Annotated in this window: 6 protein-coding genes and 1 pseudogene; 2 read left to right on the top strand and 5 right to left on the bottom strand. The window is 32.5% G+C overall.

Going from position 1 to position 8,420, the window contains the following annotated elements; genetic code table 11:
- Positions 1-301, bottom strand: a pseudogene (locus L647_RS0108050) (catalase-peroxidase); the annotation flags it as partial.
- Positions 302-988: 687 nt separating this feature from the next.
- Here L647_RS0108050 and L647_RS01000000123865 point away from each other — a divergent pair.
- Both L647_RS01000000123865 and L647_RS0108040 read left to right on the top strand, forming a co-directional pair.
- The gene (locus tag L647_RS01000000123865) at positions 989-2,455 is read left to right on the top strand and encodes an ATP-binding protein (RefSeq protein WP_024610697.1); all 1,467 of its coding nucleotides are present in this window, start codon (positions 989-991) and stop codon (positions 2,453-2,455) included.
- A gap of 58 nt (positions 2,456-2,513) precedes the next feature.
- A complete protein-coding gene (locus L647_RS0108040; RefSeq protein WP_024610696.1) occupies positions 2,514-4,217 on the top strand; it encodes a GGDEF domain-containing response regulator in 1,704 nt (567 codons plus the stop codon).
- Positions 4,218-4,515: 298 nt separating this feature from the next.
- Here the strand turns inward: L647_RS0108040 and L647_RS0108035 are convergent, their stop codons facing one another.
- The 4 genes from L647_RS0108035 to L647_RS0108020 all read right to left on the bottom strand — a co-directional run.
- On the bottom strand, positions 4,516-4,962 hold the full coding sequence (locus tag L647_RS0108035; RefSeq protein ID WP_024610695.1) for a response regulator: 447 nt from the start codon (positions 4,960-4,962) through the stop codon (positions 4,516-4,518).
- Positions 4,959-6,413: a HAMP domain-containing sensor histidine kinase gene (locus L647_RS0108030; RefSeq protein ID WP_024610694.1), complete on the bottom strand. Its 1,455-nt coding sequence runs from the start codon at positions 6,411-6,413 to the stop codon at positions 4,959-4,961. Before L647_RS0108030 ends, L647_RS0108035 begins: the two co-directional genes overlap by 4 nt.
- 378 nt (positions 6,414-6,791) lie before the next feature.
- Complete coding sequence (locus L647_RS0108025; protein ID WP_024610693.1) at positions 6,792-7,445, bottom strand: MOSC domain-containing protein; 654 nt, start codon at positions 7,443-7,445, stop codon at positions 6,792-6,794.
- Between the two features lie 166 nt (positions 7,446-7,611).
- Positions 7,612-8,420 (bottom strand): alpha-E domain-containing protein (locus tag L647_RS0108020; protein ID WP_024596062.1); only part of this gene is annotated, 809 nt, incomplete at its 5' end.

Here is an 8,420-nt window from a genome sequence, read left to right as displayed (position 1 = left end):
CCGAAATACGGTAAGTACCCGCAGAGTGCCAAGTCATACGAATCATAAGACCACCATAGTGACCCCAATCAGCAGGCCACCAAGGTTGGCTGTCAGTCATTAATGCAATCATATCTTTTTTAAGCGCTTCAACATCCAGTGTTTTTACAGCTTCACGGTAATCAAAATCTTCTTCTAATGGATTTGTTTTAGTATCGTATTGGTGAAGAATATCTAGGTTTAGCGCTTTTGGCCACCAAACCTTATTTGCATCAGTTGATGTAGCACCGCCGTGCATTACTGGACACTTGCTATTAGACATAGATAATTTTTCCTACTTTAGAATGAAATAATTTCTTGTTCGCATCGGACTATGATGCGTCTTTAACAACACTATTACTTATTACTTATTATAAGTGAAATTGTTTGTTCCTAACATATAGATAGATTTTGCCTATCACTCCATTAAAATCAAACACCTAAGAAAGTGTGCATAAATGCTGTTACTTATATATAGCACACCAGAAAAGTTTATATACAAATAAACATTCTAATAAATAGATTGGTAGCAATTGAATTTAACCCCCTACTTTATTCACAGCCCGATATAGCGATTAATATTTAAACAACGAAGTGCTGAGCGCTTTCAAACCCCACCACCGCTAGCTACCAGCAATAATTAGCTATAGTAAAAACATGTTAAAGCTGAGCAATCCAGTACACCTTTTAGATAAAAATTGTAATCACTCAATAGAATATCTAAAACATGCCTGTAAAAATAAAACCCCTAGTCCAGTACCTTTTGCAACATAAGGTAAGGTCATAATTTAGAAGCTAAATTATATGAATAAATAATTTAAGCATATTAAAAATAATCTACTACAATAAGTTAATTAATTGTTACACCCATTACTAATGTGAAAGTTTGGGCTAGTAATATATTTAAAGGGTCATGAATGCATAATGTAGAAGGTTATATCGGAGATATATCATCAAAAATATAAAACAAATGAATATTTTTTTCGATAAAGAAATTCAAACAAACTTATATAACATAACAGAGCTGGTGTTGAATATTTTTGACGCTACAGGCTGCTCTATTGTTATAGAAACACCTCAAAGCCCAATTGAATTATGTCAACACGGTTCAAAAATAACCCTTACTAAAGATGATTTGGTGAATGACATACTTAATGAATCTATAATTAATGGTACATCTCTAGGTATTTCTGGTGATCCATTAAATGTAAATCCCAAAATTTTTAAGGTTGTAGCACCAATTATTTTGCCATCAAAGCTTAAATTTGGATGGTTAGTGTTCGAAAGGCAAAGTGATTTCCTACTAACAAAAAAAGAAACCTTAATATTAAGTACACTACAAAAAAACATTGTTAATCAACTAGTTCAGCAAAGCTCTATGCTAGAGAAAACAAAAGAACTAGAGCTACATTCGATGATTTCTAAATTAAATACAGATTTTATTTTTATAAAAAACGAAAACTTTAAATTTATATATATAAATGATGCATTTAAAGGTATTTACCCTAAAAAAATGCAAAGTAAAATAATCGGCTCTACTACGATTGAAGACTATGACGATGATGAAGCTAGAATATTTTTAACCCAAGACAAAATTGCGTTAGATTCCGGCATTAGTAAAATAGTTGAAAGCTTACATTTACCCAATGGTTCACACATTATTGTCGAAACAATTAAGCAACGTTTTGAAGATAACTCTGGCAAACGATACATTTTAGGTGTGTGTAGAGACATAACAGAAAAAGAAAACCTGATCACTAAACTGCAAAAGGCGAATAGTGAACTTGACGAATTTACAAGTATTGCTTCTCACGATCTAAAGTCGCCACTGAATGCAATCAAACGCTTATTAGAGTGGATTTCTGACGATTGTAAAAATTTACTTCCTGAAGAACATTTAGAAAACTTTCAACTAGTAATAAACCGCACTAACAGAATGCAAGTACTGCTAGAAGATTTACTAAGCTATTCAAAAATAAATAGCTGTGATTCGACCCGTGTAAGTATGTCTTTAATAAGTATTTACAGTGATGTAGCAGAAGCCCTAGAGATTCCATCAAACGTAACCGTTAATTTAAATACAAATAACGAACTGTTAAATATACCTGCAATACCTTTTAAAACAGTATTTCAAAATCTTATTTGTAATGCAATAAAACATAACGATAAAAAACATAGTGTTATAAATATTTCGCTACTTCCCTCTCAAGATTATTACATAATTAAAATAACAGATAATGGACCAGGAATTGACCCTAAATACTTTTCACTTATTTTTAAATTGTTTCAGACTTTACAATCTCGTGATGACATCGAGGGAAGCGGTATTGGGCTTTGCATCGCAAATAAACTTATTGTTAATTATGGCGGCAAAATTGAAGTAGCCTCTGATGGAAAACTTGGCAGTACATTTACTATTTATTGGCCAAAAATTTAGTTATGGAATTATCTATTAAAAATAAATTTTATCTCGATGCCGCTCTTCTAAGGAACTTATGTATATTTTAATTGTTGATGACGACTTAGTAGATCGCAAGTTGATAAAAAAGATGCTCATTTCAGATGGCTCTCAACTTCATGATATTACAGAAGTAACATGCGTCTCTGAAGGATTAAAAGCAATTAAAAACAATCATTTCGACATAATTTTACTCGATTATAATATGCCCAAAGAAGACGGCATTGAGATGCTAATTGAGATGCGATCAAAACCTAAATTAGGCAATACTGCAATTATTATGATTAGTTCATCTGAGAATTCAGATTTAGCTATTGAATGTATAGAAGCGGGGGCTCAAGATTTTTTACCTAAAGGTGACATCACAAGAAATAGTTTAAATAAAGCACTTATTTATGCCAAAAAGCGCTTTGAAGCAGAACAACGCATGCATAACAGTTATCTCGCTGTAAAACATATGGCTGAAAGAGATCAGCTTACGGGGTTATCTAACCGTTATCATTTTGAAGAAATATTAAAAGTAATGATAGCTAACAACAAGCGAGCTAAAAATTGTGTTGCATTACTCGCTTTAGATTTAGATAACTTCAAAAATATAAACGATACGCTTGGGCATAGTGTTGGGGATGAAATTTTACTAGAAACTGTAAAAAGAATTAATAGTTGTCTAAGGCAAAACGAAGGATTTGCGAGATTGGGGGGCGATGAATTTGCAGTTATAATAGGTGGTATTTGTAATATAAATCAAATAGGTATGATAGCAAACAGAATATTAGCAGAGGTTTCTAAACCCTTTTTACATGAAGGTAGAACTTTAAATTGCAGTGTTAGTATTGGAAGTGCCCTATACCCGAACGATGCTATTGAATCACATGAATTATTAAAATGTGCTGATATTGCAATGTATCGTTCAAAGCAAAGCGGTAAAGGTAGAATTAGCTTCTATAAAAATCAATATCAGTATGAATTTAGCCGCCGGGTTGATATTCAAAATAGTATAAAAGAACACTTAGAAGAAAAAAACTTTAGATTATTTTATCAGCCTGTATATTGCTCAAAAACACAAATAATGACAGGTGTTGAAGCACTGATACGTTGGCCTGATACAAAAATTAGTTATACCCCTGACGAGTTCATTCCTATTGCTGAAGAATGCCGATTAATAGAACCTCTTGGTAAATGGATAATTTCGACGGCTTTAGAGCAATTGTCTTCATGGCAAAAAAACTATCAAACGCCATTAACGCTATCAATCAACATATCACCCATACAATTACAAAAAGAGGTTTTACAAGCTTACCTATTAAAAACAGTAGAAAAATATAATTTAAAAACCAGTAGCATTATTCTTGAAATAACAGAAACCGCTTTTATGGAAAATAGTAAAGAGGTTATTGGTATATTAACCTCTTTATCTAACAAAGGGTTTAAGATTGCGTTGGACGATTTTGGTATGGGTTACTCATCCATATCTCACCTTATTTCCTACCCTATTGATATAGTAAAATTAGACAAGAGTATGCAGTCATTAGATGGCGAGAATAATAAACGGTTAAAAATAATCGAGAGCTTATCTTTAATGCTAAAAAAACTAGATTTTTCTATAGTGGCTGAAGGGGTTGAAACTCAAATTCAGCATAATTTATGTAAAAAATTAGATATAGATTACTTACAAGGTTATTTATTTTCAAAACCTATGCCAGCGGCTGAAATTAGTTTATTACTTACGAAGACCTGTTGATCTAATGAGATTAAACTTGTTTAATTTATCTATTTAATCGCTATATGAGGCTTCAACCTGCTTACTAACAGCTCCTGCGTTACCCTAAAACTGAGAAAAAGAAACTAAATAAAAAGAAGCTTTCGCTACTGATATCTTACCTTTGTACATCGTTATCGGCTGATTTAGGGAAATAACCATATTAAATAAGCTCTCACTAAAGCCAGCAAAAACTTATAAACTCCTCGCTATAATTTAAATGATTGGTACTGTGCAACACTACTTTGCAATACTCTGCAAATTAAAAAATATCTATAAATTAAATGCTATCTAAATGCTGACCAATAACAGCCAGCACTTTTTCTTTTAAATCTGCCGCTTGAAAAGTTCCTTTTACGAGATAACCTTTAACAAAATCATGTCCCATTATAATCTTTTTTTCTTCTTCTCGTTCAGATGAACTAAACATCATAACCACACAAGAGCTGATCTCTATCATTTTTCTCAGTTTAGAAAACTCTTCTAAAAATTGAATGCCATTAACCCTAGGCATATTAATATCTAAAAATATTAGTATTGGAGGGAATCCATCTGGGTGTTCTTTTCTATTAGCTTCATAATTTTCAAGAAACTCTAGTGCTTCTTGACCATCTTTTTTTTCAAAAATAGTAAGTTCCAACTTTGCTTCTTTTATTAATCTTTTAAGAATATACCGATCAACTTCATTATCATCGACAATTAATATAGGGGGTTTAATTTTTTTCATATTAGTTTATCCATTGGTATTATTATTTCAAATGTCGTGCCCGTATTAGTGCTATGCAACGATATTTCTCCATTTAAATATTCAACATGCTTTTTAACCAATGCCATTCCTAAACCTGAGCCATTGCTAGTCTCAGCATGAAACCGCTTAAACATATCAAACACTTCACTTTGATGTTTTTCAGGTATTCCGATTCCATTATCGGTAACAGTAATAATAAGCTGCTCTTGCTCATTAGAAATATCAAAATGAACATAAGGCGCGTCTTTATCTCTGTCGTAATACTTCAGCCCGTTTGATATTAAGTTTTCAATAATTTGAGCAAAACGCGCTTTTTCAGACTTTACAGGTACTGATAAATTAATTGTTGTTTCGAGCGTACAAGGATTATCTTTCATGAGCCAAGTAAGTCGCTCTTTCATATCAATAATCAACTGATTAAAGTCAATTACATCTCTATCTTCATTACCAATTTCTGCTTTTGCTAACAATAAAATATCAACAACAAGTGTTTCTAACTTTTCCATTTGTTGATAAATAACTAATGCATTTCGGCTTGCCTCTTCAGTTTCTCCCGCTTTTATATCTTCAATAACGAAATTCGCTAGGGATTTAGCCCCTGACAGCGGTGATTTCAAGTCATGAGATGCCCGATAAGCAAACTGGGCAAGTTCATCATTTGCTTGCTGCAGAGAAGCTGTTTGGCTGTTTATAATTTCTTTGAGTTCAATACTGTTCTCAATATTCAAAAGATCATTTTTAATCCGCTGCCTGGCTGCAATAACTAATGCTTTCAATTCGCCCGATGTTTTTATATCCAGTTCATCATCTAGGTTAATAGTACTGTCGGGTTTGCTTGATAAGAGCAGGGTTAGATTTCGAATAGAACTAGATATAGTACGAGATAAATAGCTAATAAAAATAATATTAAAAAAAGATATGATTAATACAAGTGGGATTAGAGTCATTAGTACAAACGACACTGTTTTTCTGATTGGCTCTTCAAACATTTCTGAATTTTTATTAAAACCATTGAGTGAAGTATTAAGATTTAGTAAAAAAGCTTCTCTACTGAGTTCACCCTTTCTATATCGATCTAATGATAGTAAAGTTTCATTTGCAATTTCAATATCGTTTTCACAAATTGTTAATGTATGATCTGTGTTAATAGCCTTCATGATGGCATGATTTAAAAAATTTATTTCCTCGATACACCCTATCGGTTGTTGTCTAATTAATAATATATCTGATTCAATAGTATTTATATCTATAGGAATGTTGTTTTCTATTTTTTTAACTGACTTTGTTAGTTGATGAACATATTTTAAGTGGAGAAAATTAAGTTGATGAAACTTAGCGCCTTTGGCTATTTCAAAAGCAGAGTAAACAGTAATGCTTACTTCTGCTGTAGTTAGTATTACTATAAGCATCAATTTTTTAGAGATATTCATATGCGACACCTATTGTATGCTACTAATCATTGGTTTTTGCGTAACGCTATATTAAGCATAGTATTTATAACATTAGGTATAGCAGATATTATCGCTTTTACTAGGGCATATTGATCTTGATTTGTTAATGCTAAAGCACGTTTATCTATGGAGGTTAAATTTAAAACGCTGAATTTAGGCTGCAGCTATATAGAGCTTATATTATTGCTCTCATAAATAGGCAAAACAAAGCGCAGTTGAAAGAACGTTTAATCGAAGTATCAAATTTGTAACCTAACTAGCTCAATAACAGTAACTACCTCTATACAAGTTTGTATCCTTTAAGAGCAAACCATAAGAAGTAAATACCTAAGTTTACTCCTAGGTTAAGTGAATATATTAATCACTTTTTATAGATAATTTTTTTTGAAGTTTTTCTTGCCATTCTAAGGCTAGTTCAGGTATTTCTAGTGCTTGTAAAAGTACGTCTTCATAACCTACATATTTTTTATCAAAAAACGCCTGAAACAGCCTTTTAACTGATATGTCGTGCGAGACTTTCTTCTCGATAACAACACTATCACCCGTTTTTGCAACGCCCTGCTCTAGTACCCTAAAATAAACCCCAGTACAGTAATGCTGGGTAAACAGTTTGAGGCTATTTTTATTATTAAGCGCAATAGCCAGTTTAAAACAGGGTACTCGAGGCTGACTTACCTCTAACAGCGTAGTGCCTACACGAATATGGTCACCTATGTGTATATTTTCTTCATCAAGGTCTGTAATCGTGAAGTTTTCACCAAAAATCCCAAAATTTAAATTTTCGTTTTCAAGTGTTTGTTTCCAGTAGTCGTAATGATTGTGCGAAAAAGCATATACCGCTTTATCTACCCCGCCGTGGTTAACTAAATCTGCTTGCTCGTCACCTATAATATTTAGCTTTTCAATTACTACAGGCTCGTTAGTTGGAATTTTAAATATTCCCGTTTTAACCTCTTTACTATTGTGAACCACTGTTTTTATTTTTGAGATGTTGGTTGAGATTATTTTCATTACGATACCAAAGACTGAGAAGGTGAAGATTGATTAAGCAGATATTTGAATTAGTATAAATAAATTTGATCAAAAAAATAACTACTAAAAGCTAAGTAACCTGAATTCTGAATAATAAATCTATTTCAAACAGAGTTCAGGTTAAGTAGTCATTTTAAAATATATTTTATTCGGCTTGCTTTAAAAAATACGTCTCGGCTAGTCCATTATGTATTCCAGCTAAGTCTATCTGTATTTCATCGATAAAGTCATGCAACAGACCATTTTTAAGTACTCGTACGTCTTTATTTTCTAACTCAACAATTGCATCATCAATAGATTTAATAATTTCTGTTGAGTTTGGCAAAGGTAAAACCAATGCTTTTAATTCATTCATACAAAATAAAATAGATCGTGGGAATACTTTGCTGTGCATCACAAATTCTATTACATCAGCACGCTGTACTCTAACGCCCATTTCTTGGCGATACATTTGATAAGCACTTAATGAGCGCAATAAACTGATCCACTGAATATTATCAAATGGCTTCACTTCCTCTTCATTAGTAATTAACGTAGCTGAGCGAATATCTAAAATTCGCGATGTCATGTCTGCGCGCTCTATAATCGAACCAAAGCGGATAAAAACATAGCCCTGATCGTGATTAATTGTGGCATCTAACGCCCCAAATATTTGATGGGCTGAATCTATAATCTTTTTTAAATAATCAAAACGTCCGCGCTTTGTTATCCCTTCTTTTTGATTATCTTTTACATAATAATAAAGAGAGTTAATTTCTTCCCACACATCTCGCGGAATTACATCGCGGATTGTACGCGCGCTTTCTCGTGCAGAGGTAATAGAGTTTAAAATTGACGAGCTATTATCACTACCAACAAGTAAATACCTTAATGCTTTTTGTTCAGTAAAATCTGTATGGTTTTCTGAATACGCTTTACGCACACCAATAATATCAATTAATGGCTCCCAGCCGG

It is taken from the genome of Pseudoalteromonas sp. TB64 (assembly GCF_000498095.1).
Lineage (GTDB): Bacteria > Pseudomonadota > Gammaproteobacteria > Enterobacterales > Alteromonadaceae > Pseudoalteromonas.
This window is presented reverse-complemented; position numbering and strand designations above follow the sequence as displayed.

Bases quoted from the DNA above. Each gene is read 5' to 3' on its own strand.
- L647_RS01000000123865 (WP_024610697.1), top strand. From the start codon at position 989: ATGAATATTTTTTTCGATAAAGAAATTCAAACAAACTTATATAACATA.
- L647_RS0108040 (WP_024610696.1), top strand. From the start codon at position 2,514: ATGTATATTTTAATTGTTGATGACGACTTAGTAGATCGCAAGTTGATA.
- L647_RS0108035 (WP_024610695.1), bottom strand. From the start codon at position 4,962: ATGAAAAAAATTAAACCCCCTATATTAATTGTCGATGATAATGAAGTT.
- L647_RS0108030 (WP_024610694.1), bottom strand. From the start codon at position 6,413: ATGAATATCTCTAAAAAATTGATGCTTATAGTAATACTAACTACAGCA.
- L647_RS0108025 (WP_024610693.1), bottom strand. From the start codon at position 7,445: ATGAAAATAATCTCAACCAACATCTCAAAAATAAAAACAGTGGTTCAC.